We start from the raw sequence: 17,900 nt of genomic DNA, 5'->3' as shown, positions 1-17,900 counted from the left end.
TGGCATCCGGCCGTGCGACTGACGGCGATGCTCCCAGCGTTGATGATGCTTTGCGCCTGCTCAGAAGGCGTGCTGGACCCGAAGGGGCCCGTCGGTGAGCAGGAGAAGCAGCTGCTGATTGACGCCCTGGTGCCCATGCTCCTGGTAGTCATTCCGGTCCTCGCATTGACGCTCTGGTTTGCCTGGTGGTTCCGGGCCTCCAATGCACGGGCCACCTATCGGCCACGCTGGGAGTACTCAGGGAAGATCGAGTTCCTGATCTGGATCGTTCCCCTTCTCGTCATTCTGTTCGTCGGCACGCTTGCGTGGAGTGGGGCGCATCAGCTCGATCCCTATCGGCCGTTGACATCGAATCGAAAGGAGATCCATGTCGACGTCATCGCCATGGACTGGCGATGGCTATTTGTCTACCCCGACGAAGGAGTGGCCAGCGTCAATGAGCTGGTGATCCCCCAAGGGACACCCGTGTCGTTTCGCTTGACCTCGGCCACGGTGATGAACTCGTTCTTCATTCCTTCCCTGGGTGGTCAGATTTACACCATGCCAGGCATGCAGACCCGACTTTCCCTGCTGGCGAGCGAGGAGGGCGTGTATCGAGGGATGGCCGCGCAGTTCAGCGGCGACGGCTTCTCGGATATGCACTTCCGGGTCAAGGTAACCAGCGACGCGGCGTTCTCGTCATGGGTACAGCACGCCCGTGCCGTCGGGGCGACGATGGATGCCTTGAGCTTTGACAACCTCGTGGCGACCAGGGGCACCAGTCCGGTGTCGTACTACACGCTCCTGGACAACGGCGTATTCGATCACGCCGTCAGCAGCACATCGCAAAGGCACGCTGGCGATTCGTCCATGCCACGCGTCGCCGCCAGAATCGACAGCTCCAGCGGGAGTGAGCATTGACATGTTGGGGAAGCTGACACTGAGTGCCATCCCGTTTGATCAGCCGATCATCATGGGGACATGCCTTGCGATCATTGTCGCGATCGTGGCCATCCTTGGCCTGATTACCTATCTTGAGCGCTGGCAATGGCTGTGGTCCGAATGGATCACCACCGTCGACCACAAGCGTATCGGCATCATGTATACGCTTCTCGCGATGGTGATGCTTCTTCGCGGATTCAGCGACGCCATCATGATGCGGTCCCAGCAGGTGCTGGCCAGTGGCAATGCACACGGCTTCCTGCCGCCTGAGCACTACGACCAGATTTTCTCCGCGCACGGGACGATCATGATCTTCTTCATGGCCATGCCGTTCGTCGTCGGGCTGATGAACTTCGTCGTTCCGTTGCAGATTGGCGCCAGGGACGTCGCCTTCCCGGTACTGAACTCCGTCAGCTTCTGGCTAACGGCGGCGGGCGCGCTGCTCATCAACGTATCCCTTGGCGTGGGCGAATTCGCACGCACCGGGTGGCTGGCGTATCCGCCGCTGTCCGAGCTGCCGTTCAGTCCCGGCGTGGGTGTCGATTATTACCTCTGGTCGCTGCAGATATCCGGCGCGGGGACCTTGCTGTCGGGCATAAACCTGGTAACGACAATACTCAAGTTGCGAGCGCCGGGCATGAAGCTGTCGATGATGCCCGTCTTCAGCTGGACCGCGCTTGCCGCAAACATGCTGATTGTGGCCGCCTTTCCGGTCCTGACGGCGACCTTCGCCATGTTGCTGCTCGACCGCTACCTGGGCATGCACTTCTTCACGAACGATGGCGGTGGAAACGCCATGATGTTCATCAATCTTATCTGGACATGGGGGCATCCGGAGGTCTACATCCTCGTCCTCCCGGCTTTCGGCATCTACTCCGAAGTCATCTCGACGTTTTCCGGCAAGCCGTTATTTGGCTATCGATCCATGATCGTGGCGACCATGGTGATTACCATTCTTGCGTTCACCACCTGGATGCATCACTTCTTCACTATGGGAGCCGGTGCTGACGTCAATGGCTTCTTTGGCATCACCACAATGGTGATCGCCATTCCCACCGGCGTGAAGATCTTCAACTGGTTGTTTACGATGTATGGCGGACGTGTCCGATACACCTCGCCTGTACTGTGGACCATTGGATTCATGCTCACCTTTACGATCGGCGGCATGACGGGCGTGTTGATGGCGGTACCACCCGCGGACTTCGTCCTCCACAACAGCCTGTTTCTGGTCGCGCATTTCCATAACGTGATCATCGGTGGCGTCGTCTTTGGATGTTTTGCCGGCCTCACGTACTGGTTCCCCAAGGCCTTTGGCTTCCGACTCCACGAGGGTCTGGGAAAGTGCGCGTTCTGGTGCTGGTTTGTTGGCTTCTATCTCGCCTTCATGCCCCTGTATGCCCTGGGCTTCCTGGGAATGACGCGCCGCCTGAATCATTTCGACAACCCTGCCTGGTTTCCCTACCTGGCGGTGGCCGAATGCGGGGCCGTGCTCATCTTCATGGGCGTCGTCCTGCAGATTACGCAGCTTGTCTGGAGTGTTCGTATCCGGGATCGGCTGCGCGCGCAGGCCGATGACCCATGGAACGGCCGCACCCTTGAATGGTCGACGACTTCGCCGCCGCCCGCGTACAACTTTGCCATCGTTCCTCGCGTGACTGCATTGGATGCCTATTGGGAGGCAAAACAGGAGGTCACGCCAGCACAGGCGCAGCAGTGCTATGAATCCATAGACGTACCGAAGAATTCCGGCCTTGGATTCTTGCTGAGCTTCTTCGCGGTCGTCGGTGGGTTCGGCATGATCTGGTGGATCTGGTGGATGGGCCTGGTGGCACTCCTCGCATTCGTGGTGCTCGTCGTGTGGTCGTCATGGGACGAGGATGACGAGCATCTCTTGCCGGCCACTTACATCGCTCGCCTTGAGCACAGCATGCGCGCAACTCCCTGATGGCTCGTGAGGCCCCTATGTCCGCGGAAGCATTAACCCTCGATGCAAGCCTGTCCGATGACGACAGTGGCTCGCCCACCCGGCAGCACGTCACTGCCTTCGGTTTCTACATCTACCTTCTCAGCGACGGCATTCTCTTCGCCACTCTGTTTGCCGCCTTCGCAGTTCTGCGCAACGCGACGGACGGCGGTCCGGACGCGCACGAGCTTTTCGGCTCCAGAAATGCCCTGATCGAAACGATCGTCCTGCTTTCCAGCACGTTGACCTGTGGCCTGGCGATGTTGGCCGCGGATGGTCGCAAAGGGTTTCTGGCAGTTGCCGGCTTCCTGGCGACGGCCGTGCTCGGCGTGACCTTTCTGAGCCTGGAACTGCATGAGTTCGCGGACCTCATCACGCGCGGGGCAGGGCCTGACAGGAGCGCCTTCCTGTCCTCGTTCTTCACCCTGGTCAGCGCCCATGGCATGCATGTGGCAGTCGGACTGCTGTGGCTTGGGATACTCATCGTCCAGCTATTGGGTCGAGGCTTTACGCCGGCGATGATGCGGCGCCTCCTTTGCTTCAGCTTGTTCTGGCATGTGCTTGACGTGGTCTGGATCGGCGTCTTTACCTTTGTCTACCTGATCGGAGGAAATCTGTGATGCGCCAGCCCATGCACGATTTGCCGCCCGGATGGAAACAGACTCCCGGCCTGGAGGGAAAAGGGAGTCACGGTACATGGCGTACCTACCTTGTGGGCTACGTGATCGCCATCGTGCTGACGCTTGCCGCGTTCGCTCTTGCACCTTCAAAATCGATGCTGCCATCGGGTGCCGAGGCAGCGCTAGCCGTACTGGCGTTGGCGCAGATGCTCGTCCATTTGATCTTCTTTCTTCACATCAACACGTCACCGCAGAGCAAGACGAACATCCTGGCGCTCGCGGCCGCCATGACGATCATCGCCATCGTGGTTATCGGATCGCTATGGATCATGTCGCACCTCAACAGCAACATGGTTCCCATGGATCGGCTGATGGATATGCAACGATAGGGCGGTGCGACACCGGCGATCCGGCGTCGCGCCGCCAGGGCGCCTTATGACTTGATGACCGACACCAACACGGCAGGTGTCCAGTCGCACGTCGCTTACGTCTCTCCACCCGCTTCAAAGGGCCGATACTGGGGTTCCCAGAAGAGGCCTTTGATGCGCTCGGACAAGGTAGCCTCATCACAATGACCGGCCACTCCGTCGGCTTGGGCCTGGCGCGCGACAACCTTGGCGACGGCGACAGACACCTCACGCAGTTGGGCTACGGGGGGCAGGAGCATCCCGTTTTTGTCCTTTACGGTAGGCGACATCGCCGCGACGGCTTTGCCGGCGACCATGAACATGGCATCGGTTATCCGTCGGGCGCCTACCGCGAGCACGCCCATCCCGACACCCGGGAAGATGTACGAGTTGTTGGTCTGGTTTACTGGAATCATTTTCCCGTCCCACGCCACTGGATCGAAGGGGCTGCCGGCGCCGACCAGCGCCCGCCCGTTGGTCCAGGCAAACAAATGCTCCGGCGTGGCTTCCGAACGCGAGGTGGGATTCGACAGAGGGAAAATGACCGGACGCTCCGTATGCTCGGCCATCGTGCGAATAACCGTTTCGGTGAAGGCGCCGCGTTGCCCGGACACGCCTACGAGCACCGTCGGCGCGGCGTTGCGCATGACATCAAGCAGAGATATCTCGTGTGCGTTCTCCAGGCGCCATGGCCCAATCGCCTCGCGCTTCTGCACAAAGGGCGCTTGCGCAGGCGTGATATCCGGCATCCCCTCTACGATCAACCCGTTGCGGTCAACCAGGAAGAAGTGCTGCCGCGCCTGTGCCTGGTCTGCGCCAGCATCGATCATGGCCTGCAACAACAGGGACGCGATGCCACAGCCAGCCGATCCGGCACCAAGAACGGCAATGCGTTGATCGGTCAACTTGACCCCGGTCACGTTGATTGCCGCCAGCATGCTCGCCACGGCGACGGCAGCGGTGCCCTGGATATCATCATTGAATGTGCACAGTCGATCGCGATAGCGTTGCAACATGCGACTGGCATTGGACCCTGCAAAATCTTCCCAGTGGAGAAGAACATTCGGCCAACGCTCGGTCACGGCGCTGACGAATTCCTCGACGAAATCATCGTAGTCCTGACCAGTTACCCGTTCATGTTGCCAGCCGATGTAGAGAGGGTCGGCAAGACGGTCCTGATTGTTCGTGCCGACATCCAGCAGGATAGGGAGCGTCAGCTCCGGATGGATGCCGGCGCAGCCGGTATAGAGCGACAGCTTGCCGATCGGAATACCCATGCCACCTGCGCCCTGGTCGCCAAGGACAAGAATCCGTTCGCCGTCGCTCACGACAATTACGCGGGTGCGGTCAAAGCGCGAATCAGCCAGGATCTCGCGGATCCGGTGCTTGTTCGGGTAGCTTAGAAACAGGCCCCTTGGTTTACGCCAGATCTCGCTGAAACGTTGGCACCCTTCGCCTACCGTAGGTGTGTAGACCAGGGGCAATAGTTCAGCCAGGTTGCGCACCAATAGCGCGTAAAAGAGGGTCTCATTGATGTCCTGCAGGTCTCGCAGGAAAGCATAGCGTTCAAAATCGGAATTGAAGGCACGCAAGACCTTCAGGCGGCGCGCCACCTGCACATCGAGCGTCCCGATATGCGGTGGAAGCAGGCCATGAAGGCGGAAACGATCACGCTCTTCGTCGGTAAAGGCAGTGCCCTTGTTCAGCATCGACGTATTGATCAAGTCGAAGCCTGAAAGGTTGGTCTTGATCGGAGTGTCCGGGATGGATGTTGGCAAATCACTCATGGTACCTAGGCTCCCGCGTTCATCGTGGCTATGCATGGCCACGCCTGCAGACAAGAATCGACGTCACGACCTCTCGGCCTGTTCGATCGCCTTGTCGTTCTGCAGCCATGGCATAAGTCGTGGCGCGTGCTCGTCATGCCGCCTTGATGACAATGGCTGACGGCGCCTTGGCGAAGGCAGGGTGCCGACCAGTTGCCATCCGCCGGCTTTGGCAGGTCGGCCGACGGGTCAAAGTCGATGCCCTGCCAGCCGGCATGGTCTTCCAGGGTAGCGGCGTCGCCCCCAGCACCTGGAGATATTGCCAAGGCGGTGGGGCGCCCGATGTGCCACCAGTGAAAGTCCAGCCGGAGGTCGTCATGGCCCGCACGATGCGCCTGGTTCCCGCAAGCGGTTCCGGCGTGCCAGGAGGATCATCGAGGCAACGCCTTTGGCGCACCATTCCGGGACCAGATTGCAGGCTGGCCATGCACACAAACTTCTTCCAGGAAGCAGCAAAATACGCTCGAGTGCGTGAATGCGATGCCTATGGTCGCCGCCGCCCTGGCAGGCCGAAACTTCGCCTCGGTGGGCGCGCATATCAGTCAAAGCCGCGAGGGCCAATACGACGTGTCCATGAGCAGCAAGCGGCATGCGCAGGAGTTCAGGGCTGAGGCAGTCGAGCAGGTATTGAAGTGCGTCCGTGGGTTCCCCCGCGGGCGTTCGAACTCGCAAACCAAAGCGCAGGGTTAAGGTATGAAAGATGCCAGCGATTGCTCGCCCTCCGGCACGACTGGAAACGAGCGCGATCTATCGTTAGATACGATAGCCTTTGCCGCAGCGCTCCTGTTCGCGAACGGACAGACTACCGAGCGAACCGTGGCTTCCACGGAGCGACTGGGGCGTTCCTTCGGCTTGAATGTGAGGGTACTTCCCCAGTGGGGAGAGTTGACCGTTGAAGTCGAGCGCACGCTTCTTTCCGACGTCTACCCCATTGCCCCTCTCGGCGTCGATATGGGCCGGGTGATTGCTGTCTCCGACATCGTCGAAAAGGTCGTCGACCAATCCTTGCCAAGGGAATCTGCGCACTCACTTCTTGAGCGGGCGGGGCAGCTTCACACGGTATCCACACTTCGCTTTGTGCTGTTTGCTGCGCTAGGCGCCGCCGCCTTGGGCGTCATTTTTGGCGCGCTTGAGATTCAAAGCCTGCTGCTCATCGCGCTTAGCGCTGGTGTAGGTGCGTTCGCGAGGCGCTGGCTTGGGCGGCACGCGAGCAATCCGTTCGCGCAGCCGCTGGCAGCGTCGGCGATTGCAGGACTCCTTGCGGCCATCGTCATTCGCACCCATGCGTCGAATGCAGCGACTCTGGTTGCCTTCTGCCCGTGCATGGTGCTTATTCCTGGCCCGCATATCCTCAATGGCGCCATTGATCTCGCACGCACGCGAATTTCCCTGGGTATCTCACGACTGGCGTACGCCGGAGTGCTGGTGCTCTTGATCTGCGTCGGCTTGCTTGCCGGACTTGCCGCAGGAGGTGTTACTTTCCTGCCTTCTGATTCCCCTGTCGCAGTGCCGTTCGTTGCCGATGTCGTCGCTGCAGGGCTCGCAGTCGCAAGCTTTGGCACATTCTTTTCCATGTCGTGGCGTCTCTTGCCAATTCCCATTGGCATCGGAATGCTGGCGCACGCGGTGCGCTGGGCCTTGATTGCATTCGCAGGCGTCCATGTGACAACAGCTGCCCTGGTGGCCTGCCTGCTGGTGGGCGTCATCATCACGCCGGTTGTCGATCGCTTGCAGCTTCCCTTCGCGGCGCTCGCTTTTTCAGCGGTCGTCTCCATGATGCCTGGCTACTATCTTTTCGAGTCGGCCAGTGCGCTGCTTCGCCTGGTTTCCAGTGCTCCCCAGGCGTCGACGATGGAACTTCTCACTGGTGTTGTCCGCAACGGAACGACGGCGTTTCTCGTCGTTCTCTTCATGACCATCGGGCTGATTCTTCCCCGAATGCTGCTTGAGCGCTACGGTCCCGCAAGAACGCGGCGTTCTGCACCCTTGTGACCGATCCATCACACGAATGGTCCGCCGTCAGCGCAGGGTCCGGGAAAGGGCGGGGGACGATTACGGCAGGAAGGCGTGACGCAAGGCCAAGGCCAGGAACCACAACAACGCACCCGCCAGGATGGTCGGGGCCAGCAGTCGCAGGTATTGGGCAAGAATGATCTTCATCGCGCATTCCTCCAGCAGCCCGACGGTGGGGCAAGAGGGAGCATGACCCGGGGAGGCGTCCAAGGATTGAAGGTTTCGGTTCGCCCTGGGACGAATGAATAGCGAAGACGGGCGTGATCTACAACGAACAAGGGAGGGCATGACATGGGTTTTCGCGTCTTGGTTGCCGGAGGTACCGGGCAAGTAGGGTCGGCGCTTGTACGGACTTTGCTCGCGACACCCTCGTGCCTGGAAGTCATCATGGTCAATCGCCGGTCCAGCCCGCTCGTGGGCGATGCGCGGCTGCGCCAGGTAGTCATGGATACCAGTGACGCCAACTTCGCTAACGAGGTCGCCCAACTTGCCCGCGCCTGCACGGTACCTGGCGAACCGTTGTATGCCGCGTCATGTATCGGCATCGGCAAGGGTAGCCAGCAATGGAGCGATGAGGACATCAGAAAGCTGGAGCTTGGCGTCGTCGGCGCCTTTGCACGAGGCTGCCTGGCCGCGGGAATCGGGGCCTTCGGGCTGCTTTCGGCGGCCGGAAGCAGCAAACAGAGCAGGATTCGCTATGCCCGCATCATGGGAGAAAAGGAGGACGTGGTGCGGGGCCTCGGATTCAGGCGCCTGGCCATCTTTCGTCCGGGCATCATTGCGGGCAATGCGTATACGCCGGCGTTTCTCGCCTTGCTGGGGCGACTCGTTCCAGGCTCGTTTGGGACGATTGACCAGGATGACATCGGTCGAGCCATGGTCGAGGAGCTCCTCCATGGCCAAGACGGCGTGGCGATCCTGGAGAATGCCGCGATCAGGCGACGGTCGCATGCCCTTCAAAGCTGACGAGACGGGGAGGGCGTTCTGCATGGCGACTCGTGCTTGCCCCCACCAAGGCACGCGGCGTCCCTTTTCAGCCGCCAGCTGACATGCCTGCGCTCGATGCTAGCCCCGGGCACGACGAGTGCGCCTTGCGCTGGTTCGAGGTCGATGCCTTCTTAGGGGGAAAGCCAGCTTCAGACCGTGGCCAGCCGCAACTCCTTCACCAGATCGATCAGCGCGCGCAGCCGCGCCGGCACGAAACGGCGACCCGGGTAGTAAAGGCTAAGGCCGCCGAAGGGTGGGCACCATGGCAGCAGCACGGGCACCATTGCGCCGGCCTGCAGTTCCTCTTCGATGAGCCATTCGGAAATGAAGCCGATGCCCAGTCCGAGCAGCACCGCCTGCTTGATCGCGGCAAGCTCGTTGAGTGCCATGCGCACGGGCAGGTCCATCTGCAGCTTGCGGCCGTTCCTCTCCAGTTCCCAGTGGTAGATACCGCCGTGCGACATGTTCATACCGATGCTCTGGTGCTTGAGCAGGTCGCGAGGGTGTTTAGGCGTGCCATGGCGTTCCAGATATTCCGGCGTCGCCACCACCAGCATGCGCAGGTCGCGGGAGAGTGGCACGGCGATCATGTCCTGTGGCACCGATTCGGCAAGGCGGATACCGGCATCGAAGCCGTCGGCCACGATGTCGATCATGCGCGACTCACTCACCAGGTCGACGCGCACCTCGGGATAGCGTTGCGCGTAGGGTCCGAACAGGGGCCCCAGCAGCAGCGATGCGGCCCCCTGCGGTGCATTGATGCGCAACGTTCCGCTGGGTGTATTGGGGCCGCTGCCGGCTTCCTCGCCAGCGCTGCGGATTTCGGCGAGTGCCGGGGCTATGCGCTCCACATAGCGTTGCCCTGCGTCGGTGAGTGCCACGCTGCGCGTCGAGCGATTGAACAGGCGCACCTTCAAGCGCGCCTCCAATCCGGCCACGGCACCGCTCACTGCCGTGGTCGACATGCCAAGCTCCAGCGCCGCGCCGCGAAAGCTGTGGCGTCTGGCGACAGCCAGGACCACTTCAAGTTCGGTCATTCCTGTGCGGTGCATAGATTGTCCTGATATTCGGAATAGGTCATTCCATACAAAACGGATTATCGGAACTATCTTCCCTCCCTAGACTGCGTCCTGCAACAACCCCGGTGCCGAATCCCCTTGCATGGCGGGGCACCTTCACCTTTCCCGAGGACATCGAGATGCAACGCATCGAACACGTCTACATCAATGGCGAATTCGTCGTGCCGCACGGCCAGGAATGGTTCGATCTGCACAACCCGAGCACCGAGGAAGTCATCGGCCAGGTCCGGCTGGGTGATGAGCAGGATGCGCAGCGTGCGATCGCAGCGGCCAAGTCGGCGTTTCCCGCCTGGTCGCGAACCACGCGCGAAGAGCGCATCGATGCGCTCCAGCGCATGCGCAAGGCCATCGCGGCGCGCGAGGATGCACTGATGGAAGCAGTTGTCACCGAATACGGCGCGCCGCGCGCACGCGGTCGCTGGATGGCGACCTATCCCGCCGACGTCATCATGCAGGCCATTGAAGCGCTTCGATCATTCGAGTTCGAGGAGCAAGCTGGCAGCGCACGCGTGATCCTGACGCCGGTCGGCGTGGCTGGCCTGATCACGCCATGGAACAGCGATGCTGGCTTCATCTGCAACAAGCTGGCGACAGCGTTGGCGGCCGGTTGCACGGCTGTCATCAAGCCCAGCGAAATGAGTGCGATGCAGACGCAGGTCGTCATTGAGGCGCTGCACGAAGCGGGTCTTCCCAAGGGCGTGTTCAACATCGTCAATGGCCGCGGCGACGTGGTCGGCGAAACCATTGCGCGGCATCCCGACATCGCCAAGGTCTCGTTCACCGGTTCGTCTGCAGTCGGCCAGCATCTGATTGGCGCCGGCGCTGAGACGATGAAGCGTGTGACGCTCGAGCTTGGTGGCAAGTCGCCGACGGTGGTGCTCGACGACGCAGACTTCGCCTCCATCATGCCCCTGGTGTTGCAGGCAGGGTTCGCCAACAGCGGACAGGCCTGCATCGCAGGCACGCGGATCCTGGTGCCGCGGCAGCGGCTGCCGGAATTCGAGCATGTCGCGAAGGCGGCCGTCGCACAGGTCAAGTCAGGTGATCCGCGCGATGCGACGACCGACATCGGACCGATGGTGAGCGCGAAGCAGTGGGAGCGCGTACAGGGCTACATCCGCCTCGGCATCGAGGAGGGCGCGCAAGTCCTCGCCGGCGGCGAGGGCCGGCCCGATGGCCTGCGCGTCGGCTGGTTCGTGAAGCCGACGATCTTCACCGGCGCAAACAACCAGATGCGCATTGCGCGCGAGGAAATCTTTGGCCCCGTGCTCACGATTATTCCCTACGACGGTGAGGCCGATGCCATCGCCATTGCCAACGACACGCGCTATGGCCTCAGCGCCGTCGTACTAGGCAAGGACATCGAACGGTGCGAGCGGGTGGCGCGCCAGATCGACGCCGGTCGCGTACTCGTCAACACGCTTGCCCACGAGCCACGCGCACCGTTCGGCGGCTTCAAGCAATCCGGGCTCGGCCGCGAGATGGGTCGATGGGGCATCGGTGCATACCTGGAACCCAAGACCTTGCTGATGGCTACGGGGGTATCCCTCTGAGCGGAAGCTGGCTCCGGGCGGAACAGAGGCGGGCGACTACGCGCCCCGCTTTTTCAGCCAAGTCGCGCCACGAACCTCGCAGTTTCTTGGTGCCCCCGCGCAGCATGCTGGCACGCTTTGTCGCCGGGGCTCGGCCCGTGCAGGGCGCTGTGCGCGACGACTCGAAGGTTTAGCGCGTTACCGCGGACGGGGAAGTGGATTCACCAGATAGGTAAACGTCCGCTTTTGACCCGAAACCGACACCTCGCGTTCGACGACTGATGGCTAGCCGCCAGAGGCACCATGGCACGCGAGCGCGGAGACGGTGATTAGCGAGGGCTATCGGGGATAGCGAAGCCAGGCCCCGCGGGAGTTCCACCACTGCTTGCCGCGATTTTTAATCGCTCCCTCGTTGGGCGAGCCACGCTGCATGATCGGTGGGCGTATCGATGTCGAAGGCTGCGGAAGGAAGGTCGTGAGCATCGACGCGGTCAACATGGCGCTCGAGCAGTCGCCGTGCGCCGTTTGGTCCTTGCAGCGAGGCCAGCTCGTCAAAGTAGTCTCGAGGGAACAGGCACGGAGGTCCAAGGTGTCCGTTGAAGTGCGCGGCCTGGATGTGCCCGAGTGCAGTGGCATGTGCTTCCATCATGCGTTTTAGGTCCGCGGCCCGTATGGCCGGCTGATCCGCCAGGAGCACCAGCAGCGCTTGCGGCATGGCCTCCATCGCCATGGCAGTTCTGACGCCAAGTCCCAACGAACTACCCATGCCGGACGTCCAGTCGGGGTTCTCGACGAGTTGCACCGGCAAGCCGGCGAGACATGGCTCGACCGCGTCAGCATAGGCACCGATCACCACGACCACCGGTGAGAGGCCGGCGTCGAGCGCGGTCTTGGCGGCTCGACGCACCATGGGAACGCCTTCGATGGGCAGGGTCTGCTTGGCTTCACCGAAGCGGCTGGCGTTTCCCGCCGCAAGCAACACGGCAGCAACGTGCTGCACATGACTGTTCATGGATGTATCGGGGTTTGCGAGTGGGACAGTGGACCGCCGTCTCGACCGTTGCGCACGGCCAGAATTTCCGCGGCTACCGCCAGGGCAATTTCATGCGGCGTTTCCGAACCCACGTCGAGCCCCGCGGGTGCATGCAGCCGCATCTGTGCATCCGGGAAAGCCTCGCGCACACGCGCAGTGCGCTGGCGCGATCCAATGACACCCAGGTAGCCGACCGGCGTTGCCAGCAGGGCTTCGAGGTATGCCAGATCGCGCTCCAGACGGTGCGTCATCACAACAGCGGACGTCGCGGCGTCCAGCGGTACTTGCGTCGTGAGTGCGCGCGGAGAAGCGTTGATGAGGCGAATGCCATCCGTCTCATCGGTGATCTCATGCGTGTAGTCAACCAGCGAGGTTTGCCAGCCCAGGCGCACCGACAATTCGGCGAGCGATCGCGCACTGGCACCAGCGCCAACGACAACCAGTGCGTGCGGTGGGCGCTGGAATTCGAACAGGACGTCGAAATGCTTCCCCCTCGCCAGGACATGCCGGGTGACTGCCGCGTTTGTCGGGGTCGCGTGGATCGTGGCCAGCTCCGCCGCGATTCGATCGCGAAAGGACGAGTCCTCGATATTGCTCCAGTGGAGGCCATCGCCATATAGCAGCCGAAGTGGGCGGGGAGCGAGGATTTGCCCATCCACCGCATAAACGGTGGCCATGGCACCGGCGACACGCCGCGCACGCATGTCCGCGATGGATTCAAGGAAAGCCAGGTCACGCGGCTCCCGTAGCGGCTCGATGAGTACTTCCAGTTCGCCGCCGCAACCGGTTTCAAGCATGACGTCCAGGTTCGCGTGGCGACCGTACTCCACCAGCGTCGGCTGATCATCGCCAATAACCCGCTGCGCGCGAAGCGCGATATCCCGCTGCGGACATCCACCAGACAACTCGCACACCATGCGCCCGTCGTGAAGCACCAGCATGCTCGCGCCCGCGCGGCGGAAGGTGGATCCGTGCGTTCGCGTGATGGTGACCAGTGCCGCACCCTCCCGGCGCGGCTCCAGGGTTAATGCCCGGGCCGCGCGGTAGAGCGGATCGAACTCTTGGGCGACGTTCATGACTCGAGGCCAAGATGGGTACCGGTGCCATGTTCGGTCATAAAGCGGGGCGAATGCCAGCGTCGGCTGGTGGCGGCGATCGAAACCTGGATGGACTCTGTCGGAGCCAGCGGCTGAGCGACGGCCACTTCTTCACTTGTCTTTTCTTTTCGCTGGAGGAAGATTTGATCCTGTTTTCACCCCGCGCGGGGCCTTCCACGCGGTGATGACGGCACCCCAATGACGCATGGCCGCGGTTCCCGGGTGCACACTCCGGGCGGGTCGCGGCGACACGACTTCGCAGGGAGATCCGCATGATCGTCCTTTCTATCAATGGTCAGGAATCGCCGGTTGATGTGCCGGATGACATGCCCCTTCTGTGGGTGTTGCGCGATGTCATTGGCCTGACTGGCACCAAGTTCGGATGCGGTATTGCGCAGTGCGGCGCGTGCACCGTGCATCTGGACGGCCAGCCGGTTCGTTCCTGCGTGCTACCGGTGAGCGGTGCGGCAAACAAGAAGATCACGACCATCGAAGGCATCGGCGCCACGGATGTCGGCAAGCGCGTGCAGCAAGCGTGGCTCGGGATCGAAGTGGCGCAATGTGGCTACTGCCAATCGGGCCAGATCATGTCGGCGACGGCGTTGCTCGCGCAGACGCCACAACCGACAGATGCGGACATCGATAGGGCCATGTCCGGCAACCTGTGTCGCTGCGGCACCTACGTCCGCATACGCGCAGCCATCAAGCAGGCCGCAACGGGACAAATCACCCTGCCGCAGACCATCGCCTGAGATCTGCCGACCTTGCTGCGGGGACGCGGCTACGGGCATCAGACACCGACCGAGAGCTAAGCCATGGCTATCCGCTTTACATCTGTTCAGGACGACGATGGCCTGCAGAATCCGTCCCGCCGCGAGTTGGTCAAGCGTGGTGGTCTGGTGGTGGCCTTCATGTGGTTGAGCGGCCCCATGCGTGCCTGGGGGCTGGCGGACACAGCGCGAATCGACCATGGTCAGCCACTGTTTGCGCCAAACGCCTTCGTGCGCGTCGGCAACGACGGCAGCGTGCAACTCGTGATGCCGAGTATCGAGATGGGGCAGGGCGCGTATACGGGGCAGGCCACCTTGCTGGCTGAGGAGCTGGACGTCGGGCTCGACCAGATCACCGTCGAGCACGCGCCACCCAATCGAAAGCTCTATTCCAACCCCCTGCTGGGCGACCAGGCGACCGGTGGTTCGACCACCATTCGCTATTGCTGGTCGACCCTGCGGAACGCGGGAGCCGCCGCGCGCTCCATGCTAGTGAATGCCGCAGCGCAGCGTTGGAAGGTGGACCCCTCGCAATGCACGGTGGCACGCGGTGTAGTCACTCATGCGCCCAGTGGTCGCACCCTGCGCTATGCGGAGCTGGCCGATGCGGCGGCACAGATGGCACCCCCCGACAAGGCGCCACTCAAGAACCCCAGCGATTTCCAGCTCATCGGCAAGCCACTGCGCCGCGTGGATACGCCAGGCAAGGTGGATGGCAGCCTGCCTTTCGGCATCGACATACGCGTACCGGGCATGAAGGTGGCCACGGTGCAGGCCTGCCCGACGTTTGGCGGACGCCTGGCGTCGGTGGACGATACGCGCGCCCGCGCCGTGCCCGGTGTGCTCAAGGTGGTGAAGCTGGCCAATGCCGTGGCGGTTATCGGTGAACATTTCTGGGCGGCCAGGCAGGGCCTGGATGCGCTGGACATTCACTGGGATCGCGGTGCCAACGGCAGACTCACCACGGAGCAGTTATTCAACGACCTGGCCGAGGCGTCCCAGCATGGCACGCCCATCGTGGCGCGCGACGTCGGGCACGTGGATGGCGTCAGGGGCAAGCTGGTTTCTGCCACCTACCAGTTGCCGATGCTCGCGCATGCCACCATGGAGCCGATCAACACGGTGGCCCATGTGCGGCCCGATGCCTGCGAAATCTGGGTGGGCTCGCAGGTGCCTGCGCGCTGTGTCGATGTCGCCACCAAGATCACCGGTCTCCCGGCCGAGCGCATCGTGGTGCACAACCAGTACATGGGAGGAGGTTTCGGGCGGCGCCTGTTCGAGGACTCTGTGGAGCAGGCCGTCGCCATCGCCAAGCAGGTGGACTATCCCGTCAAGGTGATCTGGACCCGCGAGGAAGACATCGCGCAGGACCGCTATCGCCCGGCCTATTACGACCAAATCTCCGCCACGCTCGAGGGCCAGGGCAAACCCGTGGCGTGGACGCATCGCACCACCGGTGCGTCGGTGTTGGCTACATTTGCTCCCTCGGCCATGGGCAAGAACGGGCTCGATCCGGACCTGGTGGAGTGCGCGGCAGACCTTCCCTACGAAATGCCGAACATGCGCGTGGAATGGGTGCGGCATGACATGCCCTCAGGCCTCGCGGTCGGTTGGTGGCGCGGCGTGGGGTCGACGCATAACGTGTTCGTCGTCGAGAGCTTTGTGGATGAACTTGCGCATGCTGCAGGCAAGGACCCGATTGCCTACAGAAAATCCCTGCTCGGCGATAATCCACGTGCTCTGGCCGTCTTGGAATTGGCGGCGGAGAAGGCAGGATGGGGAAAGGGCACCTTGCCCGCGCGACACGGGCGCGGCGTGGCCTTGGCTGCGCCGTTCGGCAGCTATCTGTGCGTGGTGATGGATGTGGAAGTGTCGCCGCAAGGCGAGATCAGTCTGCGGCGCGCGGTGACAGCCGTCGATTGCGGCATGGTGGTCAACCCGAACACCGTGGAGGCGCAGATCCAGGGCGGACTCGTGTTTGGCTGGAGCGCGGCCCTCTACAGCGGCATCACCTTGAAGGAGGGCGCGGTGGAACAGCGCAACTTCAACGACTACCGTGTGATGCGGATCAACCAGACGCCGCCGATGGAAGTCCACATTGTTCCCAGCAAGGAGCAGCCGGGCGGCATCGGTGAAACCGCCACCGTGATGGCCATGCCAAGCTTGTTGAATGCCGTTTTTGCAGCGACGGGCGTGCGCGTAAGGACCTTGCCTATCGACACGTCGGCCCTGGTGTCGGACAGCAACGCGCTCAAGGCCGTATTGTCGGCAGCGGCGCCATCGGATGTCCCCAGCGATGTTGCCTCGGTGGCGAGGAGGCTCGTATGAAAATCGGTCGCCTCCTCGGGGTGCTCGTCATCCTGGTCCTGCTGGGTGTGCTCGGCTTCGGCGCCTACGCCTTGCTCACCGTGCGCAATGGCGGGGAGGATCAGGCGCTTCAACCTGCCGGCGCGGGCGCCCCGGCCAGCATCACCGATGCCCTGGCACGCGGCGAATACCTCGCGCGCGCAGCCGACTGCGCGGCATGCCATACAGCGCCAGGCGGCCAGCCCTATGCCGGTGGCGTGGCCTTCAAGCTGCCGATGGGAACCCTCTATTCCACCAACATCACTGCCGACAAAGAAACCGGCATTGGCACCTGGAGCGACGACGATTTCGTGCGTGCCTTACATGCGGGCGTGAACAAGCAAGGCAGGCCGCTGTATCCCGCTTTTCCTTACACGTCGTACACGGCGCTCAGTCGCGAGGACATTCTGGCCATCAAGGCCTATTTGTTCAGCCTTCCCACGGTTCACGCGCCAGCGCGGAGCAACGACCTTGCATTCCCTTACAACCACCGCTGGACGATTACTTTCTGGAACGCGTTGTTCCTCAAGAAGCAACGTTTTGTGCCAGAGCAAGGCAAATCCGCAGCGTGGAATCGCGGCGCCTACCTGGCCACGGCACTTGGTCATTGCAGCGAATGCCATACGCCAAGGAACGGTGCCCTTGCGCTAAAGATGGGCGAGGACCTGGGGGGCGCCGAGTTGCAGGGCTGGACCGCCTACAACATAACCTCGGACAAGGATCACGGCATCGGTGCATGGAGTGACCAGGAGCTGGCCGAATACCTGGCCACGGGGCACGCCGCAGGGCGCGGCACCGCTTCCGGGCCCATGGGTGAAGTGATCGAAAACAGCCTGCAATACCTGACGCCAGAGGACATATCCGCCCTCGTCGCCTACCTGCGTGAAGTGAAGCCACAGCAGGGCGGTGTCGCCGTTCCGGCGCCGGCAGCCACGGGCAGCAGCTCGGCGAACGGCACGCCCGCCCTCGGCGAACAGTTGTTCGTAGGTGCATGCGCGGGTTGCCACCTCGAGAACGGGCAAGGCCGGCAAACCGACTATGCCTCACTCGCTGGTCTGCGCTCCGTCAGGGATCCTCATGCGAGCAACCTTACCCAGGTGATCTTGCATGGGTCGCAGCTGCGTGTGGGCGCTCAGCATGTCTTCATGCCGTCGTTTGGTCGTGCGTATTCAGACGCAGAGATTGCCGCCTTGTCGAACTATGTCGTTAATCACTTCGGCGGACAGCAGGGCACTCTGAGTGTGGAAGACGTAGCGAAGCGAAGATGATGTGTGTATCCGTTGCGGACGGGGCGTAGGGCGCTTGA

The 17,900-nt window shown here is 62.2% G+C and carries 14 protein-coding genes; 10 read left to right on the top strand and 4 right to left on the bottom strand.

Annotation, left to right across the window (positions count from 1 at the left end; all coding sequences use genetic code 11):
- Positions 1–12: 12 nt before the first annotated feature.
- From cyoA to cyoD, 4 genes are read left to right on the top strand one after another with little or no spacing between them, the layout of a single operon-like run.
- The gene (gene cyoA, locus ACXU4B_RS03870) at positions 13–900 is read left to right on the top strand and encodes a ubiquinol oxidase subunit II (RefSeq protein WP_205746507.1); all 888 of its coding nucleotides are present in this window, start codon (positions 13–15) and stop codon (positions 898–900) included.
- Position 901: 1 nt separating this feature from the next.
- Positions 902–2,866: a cytochrome o ubiquinol oxidase subunit I gene (cyoB, locus tag ACXU4B_RS03865; protein ID WP_131407931.1), complete on the top strand. Its 1,965-nt coding sequence runs from the start codon at positions 902–904 to the stop codon at positions 2,864–2,866.
- A 17-nt stretch (positions 2,867–2,883) separates the two neighbouring features.
- Positions 2,884–3,504: a cytochrome (ubi)quinol oxidase subunit III gene (locus ACXU4B_RS03860; protein ID WP_205746506.1), complete on the top strand. Its 621-nt coding sequence runs from the start codon at positions 2,884–2,886 to the stop codon at positions 3,502–3,504.
- Entirely contained in the window at positions 3,504–3,893 is a 390-nt protein-coding gene (gene cyoD / locus ACXU4B_RS03855) for a cytochrome o ubiquinol oxidase subunit IV (RefSeq protein WP_131407927.1), read from the top strand. Before ACXU4B_RS03860 ends, cyoD begins: the two co-directional genes overlap by 1 nt.
- A 95-nt stretch (positions 3,894–3,988) precedes the next feature.
- Here cyoD and ACXU4B_RS03850 read toward each other — a convergent pair whose 3' ends face one another.
- The gene (locus ACXU4B_RS03850; protein ID WP_131407925.1) at positions 3,989–5,698 is read right to left on the bottom strand and encodes an NAD-dependent malic enzyme; all 1,710 of its coding nucleotides are present in this window, start codon (positions 5,696–5,698) and stop codon (positions 3,989–3,991) included.
- A gap of 732 nt (positions 5,699–6,430) precedes the next feature.
- On the opposite strand from ACXU4B_RS03850, the gene ACXU4B_RS03845 reads away from it, so the two are divergent.
- Complete coding sequence (locus tag ACXU4B_RS03845) at positions 6,431–7,729, top strand: threonine/serine exporter family protein (RefSeq protein WP_131407923.1); 1,299 nt, start codon at positions 6,431–6,433, stop codon at positions 7,727–7,729.
- 312 nt (positions 7,730–8,041) lie between these two features.
- The gene (locus ACXU4B_RS03840; RefSeq protein ID WP_131407921.1) at positions 8,042–8,716 is read left to right on the top strand and encodes an NAD-dependent epimerase/dehydratase family protein; all 675 of its coding nucleotides are present in this window, start codon (positions 8,042–8,044) and stop codon (positions 8,714–8,716) included.
- Positions 8,717–8,886: 170 nt separating this feature from the next.
- Here the strand turns inward: ACXU4B_RS03840 and ACXU4B_RS03835 are convergent, their stop codons facing one another.
- Positions 8,887–9,774: a LysR family transcriptional regulator gene (locus ACXU4B_RS03835; RefSeq protein WP_131410319.1), complete on the bottom strand. Its 888-nt coding sequence runs from the start codon at positions 9,772–9,774 to the stop codon at positions 8,887–8,889.
- A gap of 161 nt (positions 9,775–9,935) precedes the next feature.
- Between ACXU4B_RS03835 and ACXU4B_RS03830 the strand changes: the two genes are divergently transcribed.
- Positions 9,936–11,369, top strand: a complete 1,434-nt coding sequence (locus tag ACXU4B_RS03830; protein ID WP_131407919.1) for an aldehyde dehydrogenase family protein — start codon at positions 9,936–9,938, stop codon at positions 11,367–11,369.
- A 376-nt stretch (positions 11,370–11,745) separates the two neighbouring features.
- On the opposite strand, the gene ACXU4B_RS03825 is transcribed toward ACXU4B_RS03830, so the two are convergent.
- A complete protein-coding gene (locus tag ACXU4B_RS03825; protein ID WP_131407917.1) occupies positions 11,746–12,360 on the bottom strand; it encodes a nucleotidyltransferase family protein in 615 nt (204 codons plus the stop codon).
- Positions 12,357–13,457: an XdhC family protein gene (locus ACXU4B_RS03820; RefSeq protein WP_131407916.1), complete on the bottom strand. Its 1,101-nt coding sequence runs from the start codon at positions 13,455–13,457 to the stop codon at positions 12,357–12,359. The genes ACXU4B_RS03825 and ACXU4B_RS03820 overlap by 4 nt, the downstream gene beginning before the upstream one ends.
- A gap of 293 nt (positions 13,458–13,750) precedes the next feature.
- On the opposite strand from ACXU4B_RS03820, the gene ACXU4B_RS03815 reads away from it, so the two are divergent.
- From ACXU4B_RS03815 to ACXU4B_RS03805, 3 genes are all read left to right on the top strand, one after another.
- Positions 13,751–14,230 carry a (2Fe-2S)-binding protein gene (locus ACXU4B_RS03815; protein WP_131407914.1) on the top strand — a complete coding sequence of 160 codons (480 nt, stop codon included), beginning with the start codon at positions 13,751–13,753 and terminating at the stop codon, positions 14,228–14,230.
- Positions 14,231–14,293: 63 nt separating this feature from the next.
- On the top strand, positions 14,294–16,576 hold the full coding sequence (locus tag ACXU4B_RS03810; protein ID WP_131407912.1) for a xanthine dehydrogenase family protein molybdopterin-binding subunit: 2,283 nt from the start codon (positions 14,294–14,296) through the stop codon (positions 16,574–16,576).
- Entirely contained in the window at positions 16,573–17,862 is a 1,290-nt protein-coding gene (locus tag ACXU4B_RS03805) for a c-type cytochrome (protein WP_131407910.1), read from the top strand. Before ACXU4B_RS03810 ends, ACXU4B_RS03805 begins: the two co-directional genes overlap by 4 nt.
- The last annotated feature ends 38 nt before the right edge of the window (positions 17,863–17,900 follow it).

The organism is Dyella soli (assembly GCF_054482295.1).
Note: the sequence above shows the minus strand (reverse complement) of the source record. Positions and strands in the feature narration are given on the sequence as shown.

Coding starts and splice junctions, on each gene's coding strand:
- cyoB (WP_131407931.1), top strand. CDS start 902: ATGTTGGGGAAGCTGACACTGAGTGCCATCCCGTTTGATCAGCCGATC.
- ACXU4B_RS03860 (WP_205746506.1), top strand. CDS start 2,884: ATGTCCGCGGAAGCATTAACCCTCGATGCAAGCCTGTCCGATGACGAC.
- cyoD (WP_131407927.1), top strand. CDS start 3,504: ATGCGCCAGCCCATGCACGATTTGCCGCCCGGATGGAAACAGACTCCC.
- ACXU4B_RS03850 (WP_131407925.1), bottom strand. CDS start 5,698: ATGAGTGATTTGCCAACATCCATCCCGGACACTCCGATCAAGACCAAC.
- ACXU4B_RS03845 (WP_131407923.1), top strand. CDS start 6,431: ATGAAAGATGCCAGCGATTGCTCGCCCTCCGGCACGACTGGAAACGAG.
- ACXU4B_RS03840 (WP_131407921.1), top strand. CDS start 8,042: ATGGGTTTTCGCGTCTTGGTTGCCGGAGGTACCGGGCAAGTAGGGTCG.
- ACXU4B_RS03835 (WP_131410319.1), bottom strand. CDS start 9,774: ATGACCGAACTTGAAGTGGTCCTGGCTGTCGCCAGACGCCACAGCTTT.
- ACXU4B_RS03830 (WP_131407919.1), top strand. CDS start 9,936: ATGCAACGCATCGAACACGTCTACATCAATGGCGAATTCGTCGTGCCG.
- ACXU4B_RS03825 (WP_131407917.1), bottom strand. CDS start 12,360: ATGAACAGTCATGTGCAGCACGTTGCTGCCGTGTTGCTTGCGGCGGGA.
- ACXU4B_RS03820 (WP_131407916.1), bottom strand. CDS start 13,457: ATGAACGTCGCCCAAGAGTTCGATCCGCTCTACCGCGCGGCCCGGGCA.
- ACXU4B_RS03815 (WP_131407914.1), top strand. CDS start 13,751: ATGATCGTCCTTTCTATCAATGGTCAGGAATCGCCGGTTGATGTGCCG.
- ACXU4B_RS03810 (WP_131407912.1), top strand. CDS start 14,294: ATGGCTATCCGCTTTACATCTGTTCAGGACGACGATGGCCTGCAGAAT.
- ACXU4B_RS03805 (WP_131407910.1), top strand. CDS start 16,573: ATGAAAATCGGTCGCCTCCTCGGGGTGCTCGTCATCCTGGTCCTGCTG.